This window comes from Methylobacterium sp. 2A (assembly GCF_009806555.1).
Classification (GTDB): Bacteria; Pseudomonadota; Alphaproteobacteria; order Rhizobiales; family Beijerinckiaceae; genus Methylobacterium.
The window spans coordinates 313,581-329,919 of sequence record NZ_VUOK01000018.1 but is presented as its reverse complement, the minus strand read 5'-3'; the positions used below and the strand labels follow the sequence as shown (position 1 = coordinate 329,919).

Here is a 16,339-nt window from a genome sequence, read left to right as displayed (position 1 = left end):
GCAGGGAAAATGAGGCTTATCCCCGCTCGAACAGGTTCAGCTTGATCGCGTCCTCCAGCAGCCGCACCTCCACGGCCTGACCGCGGAAGGCCGGATCGAGATCGTCGGCGGCGCGGTAGAGGCCGTCGATCGCCACCAGCTCCGGCTCGAACTTCCGGCACCAGATCCGCGCGGCGGGGTTGCCCGCGGCCCCCGCGATCGCCCGGCCGCGCAGAGCCCCGTAGACGTGGATCGAGCCACCCGCGATTACCTCGGCCCCCGAGGCGACGGCGCCGAGCACCGTCACGTCGCCTTCGAGATGCAGCACGGTCTGGCCCGAACGCACCGGCGTATCGAGGATCAGCGAGCGCGCCATCTCCTTCGCGGCCGGTTCGGGCGGCGCCGTCTCGCCGGGCGCGGCGACCTCCCCGGCGGCGCGCCCGCCCGACAGGGCCGGCGGCATCCCGAGTCCCAGCAAGGCCGGCGATGCGCCCTCGATACCGAGAATGGCGATGTGGCGCATGGCGAGATCCGCCAGCAGCCCGTCGAGATCCTCCCGCGTCAGACGCAGGCCGGCGAGATCGAGGATCACCGGGCGCCCGGCGAAGAAATTCGGTGCCCGCCGGTTCAGGGCGTCGAGGTCGCCGAGCCAGTCGGCCACGGGCGGGATCGGCGCCAGCACGGTCGCCATGAAGGAGCGGCCGCGGAAGCGGATCGGCGGGCGCGCCGGCTCGGATGTCGGCTGGGTCACGGGTATCTTCGATGTCGCTGCAATCGTCGCCTGCATCCATGCTTTGCCGGCGCTCTTGGGGCAATCCCGCCAAGGCTCCTGTGACGCCAAGGCGAGCCTGACGGCGCAATTCTGTTGTAGAGAGGGCCGGCAGCCGATCCGGACGGGACCGTTGAGCAGCGCCAGTCTCCAAGCCCCAAAGCCCTTCGTCGTCGATGACCTGACCCGGGCCAACCAGCGCCGGGCGGCCGATCCGCGGGCCTCCGCCTGGGTCTCGGCCAATGCCGGGGCGGGCAAGACCAAGGTGCTCACCGACCGGGTGGTGCGCCTGCTGCTTGACGGGTCGCCGCCCGGGCGGATCCTCTGCCTCACCTTCACCAAGGCGGCCGCCGCCAACATGGCGATCCGCGTGTTCCGCCTGCTCGGACGCTGGGTGACCCTCGACGACGACGCACTGGCGGCCGAGCTCGCGGAGCTGACCGGCGAGCGCGCCGGGCCGGAGCGCCTGCGCATGGCGCGCCGGCTGTTCGCCCGGGCGGTCGAGACGCCGGGCGGCCTCAAGATCGAGACCCTGCACGCCCTGTGCGAGCGGCTGCTGCACATGTTCCCCTTCGAGGCGAACGTGCCGGCCCGCTTCGTGGTGCTCGACGACACGAAGGCCCGCGAGATTTTCGAGATCGAGATGGCCAACGTCCTGGCCGATGCGGTCTCGAACGGCGACACGCCGCTGAGCGCCGCCCTGGCCCGGGTCGCCCCGGAGGCGACGGGCGATGCCCTGCGGGCCGCGATCCGCTCCGCCCTGCGGGCCCGGAGCTTCATCGGGGATGCGGCCGGCCTGGAAGCCGCGTTCGGGCGCCTGCATGGGGCGCTCGGGCTCGCCGCCGAGGAGACGGCCGAGCGGATCGAGGCCATGATCCTCGACGGCGGCCCCGGATGCCGTCCGGAGGACAGGGCTGCCCTGGTCGCGGCGCTCCGCACCGGCAAGGCCAACGACGAAAAGCTCGCCGACGCCCTCGCGGAGGCGGAGGCCGAGCGCGCGCGCTCGGAAGGGCTGCCGGACCGGGCCGAGGCGCTCGCCCTCTACCGGTCGGTCTTCTTCACCCAGAAGGACGAGCCCAAGGCCGACAGCAGCCTCGGCACCAAGGCCGTCCCGGCCGCCGCCAAGGAGGCGCTGATCGCCGAGCGCGACCGGCTGGACCCGCTGTTCGACCGGCTGCGCGCCGCCCGGGCCCATGCCCGCACGCAGGCGCTGTTCCAGCTCGCCGCCGAGATCCACCGCCGGGTTGAAGCCCAGAAAGCCAGGCTCGGCGCCCTCGACTTCGACGACCTGATCCACAAGGCGCTCGACCTGCTCGGCCGGGTCGGCGCCGGCTGGGTCCTGTACAAGCTCGACCGGGGCATCGACCACGTTCTGGTCGACGAGGCGCAGGACACCAACCCGGAGCAATGGGCGATCCTGCGGGCGATCACGCAGGAATTCGCCGCCGGCGAGGGCGCCCGGACCGGCAGCCGCACCCGCTTCGCGGTGGGCGATCCCAAGCAGTCGATCTACGGCTTCCAGGGCGCGGAGCCGCGGGAATTCGCCCTGACGCGCGCGGCCTGGATCGCGGAATCGCGCTCGGCAGGGCTGACCTTCGAGGACGTGCCGCTCACCCTCTCGTTCCGCTCGACCAGCCTCGTCCTGCGGGCGGTCGATGCCGTCTTCGCCCTCGACGCGCACAACGAGGGCCTGTCCTTCGAGGACACGGTGCGCCGGACCGTCCATGCCAGCGCCCGGCCCGATGCGCCCGGGGCCGTGGAGCTGTGGCCGATCGCCGAGCCGGAGCCGGCGGCCGAGCCCGACGCCTGGACCGCCCCGGTCGATGCCCCCGAGACCAGCGCCCCGGCGATCGTCACGGCCCGCCGGGTGGCGCAGGCGGTGCGGAGCTGGATCACCCGGGGCGATGCCACCGGCCGGATCTGGCGGCCCGGCGACGTGCTGATCCTCGTGCGCAAGCGCGGGCCGGCCTTCGAGGAGGTGATCCGCGCCCTGAAGGGCCTCGGGGTCCCGGTGGCCGGTCAGGACCGGCTGGAGGTCTCGGCCCATATCGCGGTGGCCGATCTCGTCGCCGCCGGCCGGGCCGGCCTCCTGCCCGCCGACGATCTGACGCTCGCCACCGCCCTCAAGACGCCGCTCGTCGGACTGACCGACGACGATCTGGTCCGGATCGCCGCCCGCCGCGACCTGTCGGAGACGCTGGAGGATGCCCTCCACCGCCACGCCGCGTCGGGTGACGCCGCGGCGATCCGTGGACTCGCGGCGCTCACGGACTGGATCGCGCTGGCCGGCCTGCACGGCCCGTTCGGCTTCTACGCGCGGCTCCTCGGACCGCTCGGCGGCCGGGCGAGGCTGGTGGCAAGGCTCGGCGGCGAGGCCGGCGATGCCATCGACGTGTTCCTGGCGGCCGCAGCCCAAGCGGAAACCGGCGAGGACGCCCCCTCGCTCGGCGGCTTCCTGGCGCGCTATGTCGGTGCCGAGGCCGGACACACGGTCAAGCGCGACCTCGAATCCGGGCGCGACGAGGTGCGCGTCATGACCGTGCACGGGGCCAAGGGTCTTGAGGCGCCGGTCGTGGTCCTCCTCGACGGCTGCGAGCCCCTCGGCCGGAACGACCCGCCTCTCCTCCCCCTCCCGGTGCCCGGGCCCGCGCTGCCGCCGGTCTGGTCCGGCGGGCGGACGCAGGATTGTGCCGCCACCGAGGCCGCCCGCGCCGCCCTGCTCGCCCGGGCGCGGCAGGAACACAACCGCCTGCTCTACGTGGCCATGACCCGGGCGGCCGACCGGCTGATCGTCGCGCCGTTCCGCGGCCACGAGCGCGAGACCGAGGCGGCATGGTGCCGCATGATCCAGGCCGGTCTGGAGGCGGCTCTCGGCACGGGCCAGATTGTCGAACTCTCCTACGGCCGGGCCACAGTCTGGCAGGACGGGGCCGAGGCCCCCCGCGAGCGCGACGCGCCACCCGCCGCCGCGCCGCCGCTCCCGGAGCCCGACTGGCTCCGCAGCCCCGTGCCGCCGGAGCCCGAAATCCAGACGCTCAACCCGTCCGGGGCGCTCGCGGCGGCGGATGGCGCCCGGGTGCCGCCGCCCCGCCTCGCGGATGCGCAGGCGCGACGGCGGGGCATCCTGATCCATGCCCTGCTGCAGCACCTGCCGCGCGTCGCGCAGGAGCGGCGTGAAGCGGCCGGCCTCGCCTTCGTGCGGTCCCGGGCGCCCGGCCTGCCCCGGCCCGTCCACGGCGCGATCGTGCGTTCGGTCCTGCGGATCATCGACGATCCGGGTCTCGCCCCGCTCTTCGCCCCGGAGGCCCGGGCCGAGGTGAGCCTGTCGGGGCGCGTGCGCACGGCGGCCGGCGAGCGCGTGGTCCAGGGCCGCATCGACCGCCTCTGCGTCACCGCCGACTCGGTGCGGATCGCCGATTTCAAGACCGGACGGCCGCCGGATCCGGACACCCCCCTGCCCCCCGCCGAGGCCGGCCAGATCGCCCTCTACGCGCGGCTCCTCAACCAGATCTATCCGGGCCACACGATCCGCCCGATGCTGGTCTGGACATCGGGACCGGTGATCCGCGTGCTGGAAGCGGAGGACATCGCAGCAGCCTTGGAGCGGGCCGGGATCGAGGCCTGAGCCCGGGCGGAGAAAGGCTCGGCGTGCGCCAGCGCACATGCGGTTGGTGTGTCGCATGCCTGGCCGTGCCGATCAGCGGAGCCACACCGTCTTCAGGACGCCAAGCGTCTGACAAAACACAGCCTTTTCCCTCTTCCTTGCGCGGAGGGACCGGGTTGGAGATCCTGCGGAGGGGATCGTTCCGCTCGATCCTGAAGCACCCTCGCCTCCAACTCCCCCCTCAAAGGAAAGGAAAGCGCGTCTCCCGAGCCGAGGCGCGAATACCGGACACGGCGGGAGCAGCCGGGCTTCTTGACCAGGCCCCGGCCCGTCGCCAATTCTGGTCGAACCGCGCGGGCCCCTGCCCGTCCGACGCCGCTGCTCAGGCGGCGACTTCCGAAAGGTGACGTTATGGCGACGGTGAAGGTAACCGACGCGAGCTTTGAGCAGGACGTTCTCAAGTCCGCCGAGCCCGTTGTGGTGGATTTCTGGGCGGAATGGTGCGGCCCCTGCCGCCAGATCGGCCCCGCCCTGGAGGAGATCGCCACCGATCTGCAGGGCAAGGTGAAGATCGCCAAGGTCAACGTCGACGAGAATCCGCAGATCGCCGCCCAGTACGGCATCCGCTCGATCCCGACGCTGCTGCTGTTCAAGAACGGCGAGCGCGTGGACCAGAAGGTCGGCGCCGCGCCGAAGGGCGACCTGTCCCGCTGGATCGGCGCCCAGACCGCCTGAGCCAAAAGCTCTGACGCCAAAAGGAAAGCCCGGCCGTGAGGCCGGGCTTTTTCGGTTTCAAGACCCTGTTATGCGGCCCCGGGCTTGTGCCCGGGGTCCTGCGTCCGGTCTCAGTACGAGCCGAACTTGTAGTTCAGGCCGGCGCGGACGACGGCGAAGTCGTTCGTGTTCCGGTTGCTGCCGGAGACGGCATAGACCGGCAGGTACGCGCCGTTGACGGCGGCGGCGCCGACCAGCGGCAGGCCGGTGCGGTTGCGGTCGAGGCTGACATACAGGCCTTCGACCTTGAACGTCACCGCCGAGGAGCGGAAGAAGTTCAGGAACGAGTCGGTGGGCAGCGCGAACTCGGCACCGCCGCCGACCGTGTAGCCGGTCTTGAAGTCGTCGCGGCGGCCGGCAAAGTTCTGGAACGCGATGTTCCGGGTGCCGTCGTCGGTGCCGGTGGCGTAGGCGAAGCCGCCGGTGGCGTACACGAGGGTCCGGTCGAAGGCGTAGCCGAGGCGGCCGCGCACGGTGCCGAAGAAGTCGATGGTGTTGAGCGTGCCGTTGACCGGGATGAAGCCCGCGTTCACGGCGGCGGCGTTCGTGGCGAAGCGCGGACGGCCACCGAAATCGAGGTACTGCGCGTCAGCCTCGAAGCCGACCACGATGCCCGAGCCCGGGGTGAACTGGTAGTTGTAGCCGATCTGGCCGCCGCCCGAGAAACCTTCGCGGTTGTTGCGGTTGTAGAGCAGCACGGAGCCGTTCGGGGCGAGGGCCTGATACGGCACGAGGCCGGCGCCGGTCAGAACGGCCGGGCTGCCGGGGGTCTGGACGAAACCGCTGTTGTTGGAGCGGCTGCTGGCATCGAACGCGTAGCCGGCGTTGATACCGAAATAGGCACCCGTCCAGGTGAAGACCGGCACCGGCGTGAACACCGGCGGCGGCGCAGCCCGGCGCGGCAGGTCGGCGGCGGAGGCAGCAGCGGTCAGTGCCGTGAACGCCGCGAGAGACGTGATAAGACGCTTCATTGTTGTGATCCCCAGCAAAAGCCCGATCGATAGTGAAATTAGGCGAGCGGGCCTGCCGCGGATGTAGCTTGGCGGCCACAGCCGGGGGAAAGCGTGAGCGGACGATGACTTCGGTCAGCTCGATTACGGCGAATAGACGACCCCAGGGTGGCAACGCGCAATGAATTTACGGTTGTCTCAATCCAATAGCGACATCCGCAGGGTGCAAACCCATTACTTGCAGACCCTCGAATCGCACCCGATTCGGGAGAGAGCGCCCCGGCGGCGTCAGACCGGCGGAGTGTCGTTGGCGGCGAGTACTAAGCCAGCCAAGTAGAGCGAACCGCAGATCAGGATGCGCGGCGGGCGCTCGAAGGCGATGTCCTTCACCATTGCGAGAGCGGCCTCGATGCTCGGTGCCGCATAGGTCGAGAGGCCGACGCCCTCGCCGATTCGGGCGACTTCCTCGGCCGGACGCGCCGCCAGCGTGCCGCTGATCGGCACTGCGACGAGGGCGCGCGCCAGCCCGACGAAGTTGCGCAGGAAGCCGTCCGCGTCCTTGGTCCCGAGCAGCCCGACGATCAGCACGAGCGGCACGTCGCTCTTCTCGCCGAGATCCGCCATGGCGGCGGCGAGGATCCGGCCGCCGTCGATGTTGTGGCCGCCGTCGAGCCACAGCTCGGTGCCGGGATCGAGCTGCGCGGCCAGCCGCCCGCGGCCGAGGCGCTGGAGCCGGCCCGGCCACTCGACCTCGGTGAGCCCCTTCTCCAGGGCGGTCGTGCCGATGTCGCCGAACCCCGCCGCCCGCAGGGCCGTGATCGCCGTGCCGGCATTGACCAGCTGATGGCGCCCGGCGAGCCGGGGGCGCGGCAGGTCGAACAGGTCGGTCTCGTCCTGGTAGACGAGCCGGCCGCGCTCCTCGTGCACGGAGAAATCCTGATTGCCCACGAGGATGGGTCCCGCCCCGACCTCCTCGGCGCGCCGGCACAAAACGGCGTCGGCCTCGGCATAGTCCTGGGCCGCGATCACCGCCGGGCAGCCGCGCTTGAAGATCCCGGCCTTCTCGGTCGCCACCGATTCCACCGTGTCGCCGAGATACTCGGCATGGTCGCGGCCGATCGGCGTGACCACCGCACAGGCGGGCTGCGCGATCACGTTGGTCGCGTCGAGCCGGCCACCGAGGCCGACCTCCAGGAGCAGGACGTCGGCCGGGCTCTCCGAGAACAGCAGCAGGGCCGCCGCCGTGGTGATCTCGAACATGGTGATCGGTGCGCCGGCATTGGCGCTCTCGCAGCGGGCGAAGGCGTCCGCCAGCCGGTCCTCGTCCACGAACTGGCCGCCGCCGATCCCGCCGATCCGGATCCGCTCATGGAAGCGCACGAGGTGGGGCGAGGTGTAGACATGCGCGGCCAGCCCGCCGGCCTCGAGGATCGCCCGCATGAACGCGATGGTCGAGCCCTTGCCGTTGGTCCCGGCGACGTGGATCACCGGCGGCAGGCGCCGCTCCGGATGGTTCAGCTGCGCGAGCAGCCGCTCGATCCGGCCGAGCGACAGGTCGATGGTCCGCGGATGCAGCGCGAGGAATCGCGCCATGAGGGCGTCGGACGAGGCCATCGCGGGCTTTACGCCACCTCGGCGGCCGTCGCCGACGCCGCCGGATCAGCGACGTTGGTCAGGAGGCCGCAGAGGCGGGTGATGGTCTCCTTGAGCTGGTGGCGGTGGACGACCTGATCGACCATGCCGTGCTCGCGCAGGTATTCCGCCCGCTGGAACCCGTCGGGCAGCTTCTCGCGGATGGTCTGCTCGATCACCCGCGGCCCGGCGAAGCAGATCAGCGCCCCCGGCTCGGCGAGGTGCACGTCGCCCAGCATGGCGTAGGAGGCGGTGACGCCGCCGGTGGTCGGATTGGTCAGCACCACGATGTAGGGGAGCCGCGCCGCATTGAGCCGGCGCACCGCCACGGTGGTGCGCGGCATCTGCATCAGGGACAGGATGCCCTCCTGCATGCGCGCGCCGCCCGAGGCCGCGAACAGCACGTAGGGCGTGCGCTTCTCCAGCGCCGTCTCGGCGCCGCGCACGAAGGCCTCGCCCGCCGCCATGCCGAGCGAGCCGGCCATGAAGCCGAATTCCTGCGCGGCCAGCACCATCGGCAGGCCGCCGACCCGGCCGAAGCCGATCTTGAACGCGTCCTGCAGCCCGGTCTTGGCGCGGGCCTCCTTGAGCCGGTCGACGTAGCGCTTCTCGTCGCGGAACTTGAGCGGATCGGTCGGCGCCTCGGGCAGCGCCACGTCGAGCCACGTGCCCTCGTCGAACATCATCTTCAGGCGCGCCTGGGCGCCCATCTTCAGGTGATGCTCCGAGCCGGGAATGACCCAGTGATTGGCCTCCACCTCCTTGTGGAACACCATCTGGCCCGTATCCGGGCACTTCACCCAGAGGTTCTCGGGCGTCTCGCGCTTGAACAGGGTCTTGATCCGGGGGCGCACCACCTCCGAGATCCAGTTCATCGGTTCGACCATCGACTCGCGTCCGTCCGCTTCGTGCCCGCGCCAATATCAGGTGGCGGGCGCGTCACCGCCAGGGTCGCCCCGGGATTCCGGTCAGGCGGCCCGCCCCACGGCCGCGGCGCGCACGCCCTCGGCCAGTTCGCGCACCAGCCCCGCCACCGCCGGAACGGTCCCGGCCTGCGGCCGGCCCTCGGCGTCGAGCGAGCGCACCAGCGCGTCCACCAGAGCCGAGCCGACCACGACGCCATCGGCGCCCTTCGCGATCGCCGCCGCATGAGCCCCTGTCTTCACGCCGAAGCCGACCACGACCGGCAGGTCGGTGTGCTGGCGGATGCGGGAGACCGCCTCCGAGACCCTGCCGAAATCCGGCGTCGCGGTGCCGGTGATGCCGGTGATCGACACGTAGTAGACGAAGCCCGCCGTGTTCGCGAGCACCGCCGGCAGGCGCCGCGCGTCGGTGGTCGGCGTCGCGAGCCGGATGAAGGCCAGCCCCTTGGCCAGCGCCGGCAGGCACAGCTCGGAATCCTCCTCCGGCGGCAGATCGACCACGATCAGCCCATCGATCCCGGCCGCCACCGCGTCCTCCAGGAACCGGTCGACCCCATAGGTGTGGATCGGGTTGTAGTAGCCCATCAGCACGATCGGCGTGGTGGCGTTCCCGGCGCGGAAGCGGCGCACGAGATCCAGGGTGCCGGCCACCGTCTGCCCGGCCTTGAGCGCCCGCAGGCCGGCCGCCTGGATGGCCGGGCCGTCCGCCATGGGGTCGGTGAAGGGCAGACCGAATTCCAGAATGTCGGCACCGGCGCCCGGCAGGGCCTTCAGCACCTCCAGGGAGGTCTCGGGATCGGGATCGCCCGCCATCACGTAGGTGACGAGGACGGCCCGGTTCTCCGCGCGGGCGCGGGCGAAGGTGGCGTCGATGCGGCTCGGCATGGGTCGGGCAGGGTTCGCGGTTGGGGCCATCCGGGGCCCGAGGTTGCCCCCGCGCTACACCAAAGCCGGCGGCCCGTGAAGCGGGCGCGCCAAGGCAACGGCGTTCAGACCGGCGCCATGGCGAGGCGCTTCGCTCAACCGACCGGGCACGCGTCCTTCAGGGCGGTCTCTGCGCGTGACGGACGATCCGGACCCGGCGGGGATCTCACGGCCAGGCCGGCGCGCCGTCGAGCCCCGCGGTTTCCGGCAGGCCGCAGATCAGGTTCGCGTTCTGCACGGCCTGGCCAGCCGCACCCTTGCCGAGATTGTCGACCACGCCCATCGCGATCACAAGGTCGCGGTCCGGATCGGCCGCATAGCTGACGAACGCGAGGTTCGAGCCGGTCGCCCACTTGGTGTGCGGCGGCTTGTCGGTCACCCGGACGAAGGGTCGCTGCGCGTAGAAGTGCCGGGCCGCATCGAGACATTGGCCGGTGGTTGCGCGGCCGCGGCAATAGATGGTCGTGAGCACGCCGCGGGTCATCGGAACCAAGTGCGGCGTGAAGACCAGGCCTGCCGCGCTGCCGCCACTCAACCGCTCGATCGTCTCGGCGATCTCGGGCATGTGGACGTGCTTGAGCAGGCCATAGGGCAGCAGGTTCTCGTTGCTCTCGGCGTAGCCGAACCTGCTGTCGGCGCCGCCCCGGCCGGCACCGGAGATGCCGGTCTTGGCATCGATCACGATGTTGCCGGGCTCGATCAGCTTGTTGGCGAGCAGCGGCGCGAGGGCGCTCAGGGTCGCCGCGGGGAAGCAGCCCGGGTTGGCCACGCGGGTCCGGCCCACGATCTGGTCTGGCCAGATGTCGGCCAAGCCGTACGCCCAACCTTCGACGTAGCGGTGATCACCGCCGATATCGACGATCTTCACGTCCGCGGGCACACGCGCCAGCGCCTCCGCGGAAGCGCCCGTCGGCAGCGACGCGAACAGAACATCGAGCTTCGGCAGTGTCTCGGGATCCCATTTTTCGATCGTCAGCTCGGCCAGCTTGGCCGGCACGCCAGGAAAGCGGTCCCTCAACCGGCTGCCGGCACTGCCCTCACCCGCGGCATAGACCAGCTCGAAAGACGGGTGGCTCGCGATCAGGCGCATCGCCTCGCCGCCGCCGAAACCGCTGATTCCGACGATGCCGACGCGAATGCTCATGACGGTGACCTGCTGAAGCTGCGAGCGATCAGGACCAGAGGAACGATCCCGGGTGCATTCCATGATGGCCGCCTGCACCGAGACAAGGCAGATCGCGTCTTACATTTCGGTCGCCTCCCCGAACAGATGGCGTGGCGCGAAACCGATCCGGGATTGGATCTGTCAGGGCTCGCGCCGCACTTCGACCTTGATGCGCAACGCTCGGCTCCTCTGCGCGCACCCTGGTTGCTGCGGCGACAGCACCCCGGTAGCGGTGCGCTATGACCACGTCTCTCCCGTCGCGCCCGTTCGCCGCGCTGCTGTTCGACATGGACGGCACCCTCATCAGCTCGATCGCCTCCGCCGAGCGGATCTGGTCGCGCTGGGCCGCGGCGCATGGGCTCGACGTGGCCACGTTCCTGCCGACGATCCACGGCGTGCGCTCGGTGGAGACGATCCGCCGCCTGAACCTGCCGGGAATCGACCCAGAGGCCGAAGCCGCGGCGATCACCCGGGCCGAGATGGAGGATGTCGGCGACATCACCGAGATCCCGGGCGCGCGGGCCTTCCTGGCGACGCTGCCGCCGGATCGCTGGGCGATCGTGACCTCGGCCCCGCGGGCCCTGGCGCTCCGCCGCCTCGCGGCGGCCGATATGCCCGTGCCCAACCTGATGGTGGCCGCCGAGGACGTGAAGCAGGGCAAGCCCGCACCGGATTGCTTCCTGCTGGGCGCGCGCCGGCTGGGCGTCGTCGCGGAAGAGTGCTGCGTGTTCGAGGATGCGCCGGCCGGAATCCGCGCCGCCGAGGCGGCGGGCGCGTCGGTGGTCGTGGTGACCGCGACCCATCACGAGCCGGCCTCGGCCGGACATCCCGCGATCCCGGATTACCACGATCTCCGCGCGGTCTCGGATGCGCACGGTATCCGCCTGACCACGGACATGTGAAGCGGTCACGGCCGAGCCGTTGACTTCTGTTTCCGGCCGCGCCGCCCTATTCAGCGGCCGAAAGCCGGATCCGGAGCAGCCTGCCGATGACCGAGCCCGACGGCGTGAGGCCAAGCCTGTTCGAAACCGAGGAGGGCCGCCGCCTCGTCGCGGCGCGCACCGACCCGGCCTGGCGCCACTGGGGTCCGTATCTCAGCGATCGGCAATGGGGCACGGTGCGGGAGGATTACAGCCCCGGCGGCGACGCCTGGGACTACCTGCCCCACGACCATGCCCGCTCCCGGGCCTATCGCTGGGGCGAGGACGGGATCGGCGGCTTCGGCGATCGGCACCTGAACTGGTGCCTGTCGCTCGCCCTGTGGAACGGGTGCGATCCGATCCTGAAGGAGCGCCTGTTCGGCCTGACCAATCAGGAGGGCAACCACGGCGAGGACGTCAAGGAACTCTACTACTACCTCGACGGCACCCCGACCCACGCCTTCATGCGGATGCTCTACAAGTATCCGCAGGCCGAATTCCCTTACGAACGCCTCGTCACGGAGAACGGGCGCCGCGGCCTCGATGATCCGGAATTCGAGCTGCTCGACACCGGCATCTTCGACGAAGGCCGCTATTTCGACGTCGCAATCGCATACGCCAAGGCGGCGCCCGACGACATCCTGATGCGGGTCACCGCCACCAACCGCGGGCCGGAGGCCGCCGACCTCACGCTGCTGCCGCAGCTCTGGGCGCGCAACACGTGGTCGTGGAAGCAGGGGGCGCCGAAGCCGGAGCTGACGGCCGGGTCGGACCGATCGGTCTGGGCGCGCCATCCCGACATGCCGCCGATGCGCTTCTTCGCCGAGGATGCGGACGCGTTGCTGTTCACCGAGAACGTGACCAACACGCATCGCCTGTTCGGCTCAGGGCCCGCCGCGGGCTTCTACAAGGACGGGATCGATCGCTGCGTGATCGGCGGCGATCGGTCGGCCGCCAACCACCTGTCCGGCACCAAATGCGCGGCCCGCTACGCGCTCCATCTCGGCCCCGGCGAGAGCCGGACCCTCCGCCTGCGCCTGCGCGCCGAGACCGCGCCGGGCGAGCCCTTCGCGGATTTCGACGCGGTCTTCGCCAGCCGCGCGGCGGAGGCGGACGCCTTCTACGCCGCGCTCCAGGCGCCGATCGCCGATCCCGAGATGCGCCGCGTCCAGCGGCAGGCGCTCGCCGGCATGCTCTGGTCCAAGCAGCTCTACCATTACGACGTGCGCGAGTGGCTGGCCGGCGATCCGGCCCAGCCCGCCCCGTCGCCCGAGCGCCGGCACGGGCGCAACGGCGACTGGGCGCATCTGCGCGCCAACGACATCATCTCGATGCCGGATGCCTGGGAATATCCCTGGTTCGCCTCCTGGGACCTCGCCCTCCAGGCGATCGTCTTCGCGCTGATCGACCCCGACTTCGCCAAGAACCAGCTCCTGCTCCTCGTGGACGAGGCCTACGCCCATCCGAACGCGGCGTTGCCGGCCTACGAATGGGGCTTCGGGGATGCCAACCCGCCGATCCACGCGCTCGCCGCCTGGCGGGTGTTCGAGCTCGACCGGGCGCTCACCGGTACGCCGGACCACGTTTTCCTCAAGCGGATCTTCAACAAGCTGACCCTGAACTTCACGTGGTGGGTCAACCGCAAGGATGCCGACGACCGCAACCTGTTCCAGGGCGGCTTCCTCGGGCTCGACAATATCGGGATCTTCGACCGGTCGAAGCCCATCGGCGACGGAGCCACCCTCACCCAGTCGGACGCCACCGCCTGGATGGCCGCCTACGCGCTCGCCCTGATGCGGATCGCCATCGAGCTGGCGCTCCGCGATCCGACCTACGAGGACATGGCGGAAAAGTTCTTCGAGCATTTCCTCCTGATCGCGGCGGCCACCGGCGAGGGCGTCTGGGACGAGGAAGACGGCTTCTTCTACGACGTGATCGAGACCCGCGCGGGCGCGCGCCTGCCGATCCGGGTGCGCACGCTGGTCGGCCTGATCCCGATCTTCGCGGTGGCGACGATCAACGCATGCGATCTGGAGAGGCTGCCGTCGCTGCGCAACCGGATGCAGTTCTTCCTGCAAAACCGCCCGGACCTCGCCGCCCTGGTATCGCGCTGGAGCGAGCCCGGCCAGGGCCAGACCGCACTGCTGTCGCTGCTGCGCGGGCACCGGCTGAAGGCGCTGCTGCACCGCGCCCTGGACCCCGCGGAATTCCTCTCCGATCACGGCCTTCGGGCTGTCTCGCGCGTCTACGCGCAAACCCCCTTCTGCTTCGCCTGGAACGGACGGGATCTCGGCCTCGCCTACGAGCCCGCGGAATCGCGCTCGCGCCTGTTCGGCGGCAATTCGAACTGGCGTGGGCCGGTCTGGATGCCGGTCAACTACCTGCTCATCACCGCCCTGAACCGGTTCCACGATTATTACGGCCCGGATTTCCGCGTCGAGGCGCCGACCGGGTCGGGACGGACCGCCTCGCTGCGCGAGATCGCCCAGGATCTCTCACGCCGCCTGATCGCCCTGTCGGCCCGCGACGCGGAGGGCCGGAGGCCGGTCTACGGAGAAAGCCGGATCGAGCAGGACGACCCGCATTTCCGCAGCCTCATCCTGTTCTACGAGTATTACGACGGCGATACCGGCCGGGGCGTCGGCGCCTCCCATCAGACCGGCTGGTCCGGGCTCGTGGCCCTGCTGATCCAGGAGATCGCAGCCGGGACGGCGTCGGGCTGAGCCGCAGCGTCCGGCTACTCCGCCGCCGTCTTCATCCGAAGCCGCTGATCGACCCCGATCTGGCGCGAGATGTCCGAGCGGCGGGCGCTGTAGATGGCCGAGACCATGGGATAATCGACCGGCAGGCCCCATTTGGCCCGGTAGGCTTCGGGCGTGAGACCCCGGAGGGTCAGGTGGCGCCGCGGGGTCTTGTAGCGTTTGCCGTCCTCGAAACTGATCAGCGCATCGGGCCGGATCGAGGCCCGGATCTGCGCCTCGGTCGCACGCCTGACCGACGGCTGCGACGGGCGGTAAAGGGCCAGAACGGCGCGGTGGACCGTCGCGAGCAGTTCGGGCAAGCTGTCGGAAGGGACTCTGTTGCGCGCGACATAGGCCCTCATGATCCGGGCGGCGATTTCGACACTCGGCGGGGTGGTCCGCATGGCCGCCTCCTCTCCCGTCAGAATTTGACGGGTTGTTTATGGGCGTGTTTGCGGTGCCGGCCGTTCGTCAGACCTGTTTTGTCGAACTGCAGACACAACTAAGACGCGAATTGTTTGTTGATTCACTCTACCTAAAATATGTAATTGCAGTCAACGCCGATTCGGCATGCGCGCCCCTCGGCGCGAACGTTGGCCACGTGCGATGCGATACTGTTGAGGACGGCAGAACGCGGCGGGTCGAGCCATTTCGACGACGATGTCCGGATCGGAGGCGTGGCTCGGCCCGAACGCAACGAAGCCGATGACGTGCCCGCGCCTCAGCAGACTCCCGTTGGCAGGCCGACGCGCCGTCCAATGAGGTCCCGGGCTGGCCCGCAGGTTTTCGTCGCAAAACCGGCGGCCCCTGCTGCGAAGCCTGCTTAGAACAGCAGATGCAGCGCCAGCGGCGCCAGGATCGCCGTCAGGAAGGCGTTGAGCCCCATGGCGATGCCCGCGAAGGTGCCGGCGACCTCGCTCACCTGGAAGGCCCGCGCCGTGCCGATGCCGTGGGCGGCCAGCCCGGCCGCGAAGCCGCGGGCGCGCATGTCCTGAATCTTGAGCGCGTTCATCATCGGCGTCACCAGAATCGCCCCGATGATGCCGGTGAGGATCACCAGGATCGCGGTGAGCGTCGGATCGCCGCCGAGCGCCGCCGCGATGCCCATGGCGACGCCGGACGTCACCGATTTCGGGGCGAGCGAGACCAGGATCGGCTGCGGAATGTCGAGCATCCGGGCCAGGGCGATCACGACGACCAGCGTCGTCGCCGCGCCGGCAGCCAAAGCCGTCAGCATCGGAACCAGCGCCCGCTTCACGGTGGCCCGCCGCTCGTAGAGCGGCATGGCCAGCACGACGGTGGCCGGCCCGAGCAGGAAGTGCACGAACTGCGCGCCCTCGAAATACACCGGATAGGGCGTGCCGGTGAGCGCCAGCACGCCGCCGACCAGCGTCACCGTGATCAGCACCGGATTGGCGATCGGGTGCCGGCCGGTCGCGGCGGCGATCCGGTCGGCCAGGACGTAGGCGGTCAGCGTCACCGTCAGCCACAGCAGCGGCGTCTTGGCGAGGTAGACCCAGAGGGAGAAGTCGCCGCTCACGCGTCAGGACTCCCCATCCGTCCCGCGCCCCTCGACCAGGAGCGCGACCGCGCGGAATACCAGCACGGTGACCAGCAGCGAGAGCGCCGTCGACACCACCAGCACGATCGCGAGCTTGACGCCCTGCGACCGCAGCAGGTCGAGCCGGCCGACGACGCCGACGCCCGCCGGGACGAACATCAGCGACAGGTTCATCAGGAGCCCCCGCGCCGTATTCTCGAGGGTGCCGTCGGTCAGCGGCTTCGGGAGAAAGCGGGGCAGGCCGAACCGGGCGCTGTCGCGCAGGAGCAGGAAGCCGAACATCAACCCCATGCCGATCACCGGTCCGGGGATCGGCACATGGGCCCCGCGGGCGATCGCCTCGCCCACGAGTTGCGCCAGCAGGATGAGCGCCAGGCTCGCGATCATCGCCCCGGCC

Annotated in this window: 13 protein-coding genes; 4 read left to right on the top strand and 9 right to left on the bottom strand. The window is 70.5% G+C overall.

Features of this window, described 5'->3' with window-relative positions; translation table 11 throughout:
* Positions 1 to 16 precede the first annotated feature (16 nt).
* A complete protein-coding gene (minC, locus tag FVE89_RS09850; protein ID WP_160533835.1) occupies positions 17 to 766 on the bottom strand; it encodes a septum site-determining protein MinC in 750 nt (249 codons plus the stop codon).
* Between the two features lie 115 nt (positions 767 to 881).
* On the opposite strand from minC, the gene addA reads away from it, so the two are divergent.
* Together addA and trxA are read left to right on the top strand one after the other, a co-directional pair.
* The gene (addA, locus tag FVE89_RS09845; protein WP_160533834.1) at positions 882 to 4,373 is read left to right on the top strand and encodes a double-strand break repair helicase AddA; all 3,492 of its coding nucleotides are present in this window, start codon (positions 882 to 884) and stop codon (positions 4,371 to 4,373) included.
* A 390-nt stretch (positions 4,374 to 4,763) separates the two neighbouring features.
* Entirely contained in the window at positions 4,764 to 5,087 is a 324-nt protein-coding gene (gene trxA, locus FVE89_RS09840) for a thioredoxin (RefSeq protein ID WP_010682902.1), read from the top strand.
* Positions 5,088 to 5,197: 110 nt separating this feature from the next.
* On the opposite strand, the gene FVE89_RS09835 is transcribed toward trxA, so the two are convergent.
* From FVE89_RS09835 to argC, 5 genes are all read right to left on the bottom strand, one after another.
* The gene (locus FVE89_RS09835; RefSeq protein ID WP_160533833.1) at positions 5,198 to 6,097 is read right to left on the bottom strand and encodes a porin family protein; all 900 of its coding nucleotides are present in this window, start codon (positions 6,095 to 6,097) and stop codon (positions 5,198 to 5,200) included.
* A 267-nt stretch (positions 6,098 to 6,364) separates the two neighbouring features.
* The gene (locus tag FVE89_RS09830) at positions 6,365 to 7,690 is read right to left on the bottom strand and encodes a folylpolyglutamate synthase/dihydrofolate synthase family protein (RefSeq protein WP_160533832.1); all 1,326 of its coding nucleotides are present in this window, start codon (positions 7,688 to 7,690) and stop codon (positions 6,365 to 6,367) included.
* 8 nt (positions 7,691 to 7,698) lie between these two features.
* Entirely contained in the window at positions 7,699 to 8,595 is an 897-nt protein-coding gene (gene accD, locus FVE89_RS09825; RefSeq protein ID WP_160533831.1) for an acetyl-CoA carboxylase, carboxyltransferase subunit beta, read from the bottom strand.
* 81 nt (positions 8,596 to 8,676) lie between these two features.
* Complete coding sequence (gene trpA, locus FVE89_RS09820; RefSeq protein ID WP_160533830.1) at positions 8,677 to 9,516, bottom strand: tryptophan synthase subunit alpha; 840 nt, start codon at positions 9,514 to 9,516, stop codon at positions 8,677 to 8,679.
* Between the two features lie 205 nt (positions 9,517 to 9,721).
* Positions 9,722 to 10,699 (bottom strand): N-acetyl-gamma-glutamyl-phosphate reductase, encoded by a 978-nt coding sequence (gene argC, locus FVE89_RS09815; RefSeq protein ID WP_160533892.1) that lies wholly within the window; start codon positions 10,697 to 10,699, stop codon positions 9,722 to 9,724.
* Positions 10,700 to 10,959: 260 nt separating this feature from the next.
* Between argC and FVE89_RS09810 the strand changes: the two genes are divergently transcribed.
* Complete coding sequence (locus FVE89_RS09810) at positions 10,960 to 11,622, top strand: HAD-IA family hydrolase (RefSeq protein ID WP_160533829.1); 663 nt, start codon at positions 10,960 to 10,962, stop codon at positions 11,620 to 11,622.
* 86 nt (positions 11,623 to 11,708) lie between these two features.
* Complete coding sequence (locus tag FVE89_RS09805) at positions 11,709 to 14,363, top strand: glucosidase (RefSeq protein WP_160533828.1); 2,655 nt, start codon at positions 11,709 to 11,711, stop codon at positions 14,361 to 14,363.
* A 14-nt stretch (positions 14,364 to 14,377) separates the two neighbouring features.
* On the opposite strand, the gene FVE89_RS09800 is transcribed toward FVE89_RS09805, so the two are convergent.
* From FVE89_RS09800 to FVE89_RS09790, 3 genes are all read right to left on the bottom strand, one after another.
* Positions 14,378 to 14,785 carry a MucR family transcriptional regulator gene (locus tag FVE89_RS09800; protein ID WP_160533827.1) on the bottom strand — a complete coding sequence of 136 codons (408 nt, stop codon included), beginning with the start codon at positions 14,783 to 14,785 and terminating at the stop codon, positions 14,378 to 14,380.
* Between the two features lie 419 nt (positions 14,786 to 15,204).
* The gene (locus FVE89_RS09795; RefSeq protein WP_160533826.1) at positions 15,205 to 15,921 is read right to left on the bottom strand and encodes an LrgB family protein; all 717 of its coding nucleotides are present in this window, start codon (positions 15,919 to 15,921) and stop codon (positions 15,205 to 15,207) included.
* A gap of 3 nt (positions 15,922 to 15,924) precedes the next feature.
* Entirely contained in the window at positions 15,925 to 16,329 is a 405-nt protein-coding gene (locus tag FVE89_RS09790; protein WP_160533825.1) for a CidA/LrgA family protein, read from the bottom strand.
* Positions 16,330 to 16,339 lie beyond the last annotated feature (10 nt).

What these genes read in the sequence shown, in the direction of transcription:
- FVE89_RS09830 (WP_160533832.1), bottom strand. Translation starts at nt 7,690, where the DNA reads ATGGCCTCGTCCGACGCCCTCATGGCGCGATTCCTCGCGCTGCATCCG.
- FVE89_RS09800 (WP_160533827.1), bottom strand. Translation starts at nt 14,785, where the DNA reads ATGCGGACCACCCCGCCGAGTGTCGAAATCGCCGCCCGGATCATGAGG.
- FVE89_RS09805 (WP_160533828.1), top strand. Translation starts at nt 11,709, where the DNA reads ATGACCGAGCCCGACGGCGTGAGGCCAAGCCTGTTCGAAACCGAGGAG.
- minC (WP_160533835.1), bottom strand. Translation starts at nt 766, where the DNA reads ATGCAGGCGACGATTGCAGCGACATCGAAGATACCCGTGACCCAGCCG.
- FVE89_RS09835 (WP_160533833.1), bottom strand. Translation starts at nt 6,097, where the DNA reads ATGAAGCGTCTTATCACGTCTCTCGCGGCGTTCACGGCACTGACCGCT.
- accD (WP_160533831.1), bottom strand. Translation starts at nt 8,595, where the DNA reads ATGGTCGAACCGATGAACTGGATCTCGGAGGTGGTGCGCCCCCGGATC.
- trxA (WP_010682902.1), top strand. Translation starts at nt 4,764, where the DNA reads ATGGCGACGGTGAAGGTAACCGACGCGAGCTTTGAGCAGGACGTTCTC.
- FVE89_RS09790 (WP_160533825.1), bottom strand. Translation starts at nt 16,329, where the DNA reads ATGATCGCGAGCCTGGCGCTCATCCTGCTGGCGCAACTCGTGGGCGAG.
- FVE89_RS09810 (WP_160533829.1), top strand. Translation starts at nt 10,960, where the DNA reads ATGACCACGTCTCTCCCGTCGCGCCCGTTCGCCGCGCTGCTGTTCGAC.
- trpA (WP_160533830.1), bottom strand. Translation starts at nt 9,516, where the DNA reads ATGCCGAGCCGCATCGACGCCACCTTCGCCCGCGCCCGCGCGGAGAAC.
- argC (WP_160533892.1), bottom strand. Translation starts at nt 10,699, where the DNA reads ATGAGCATTCGCGTCGGCATCGTCGGAATCAGCGGTTTCGGCGGCGGC.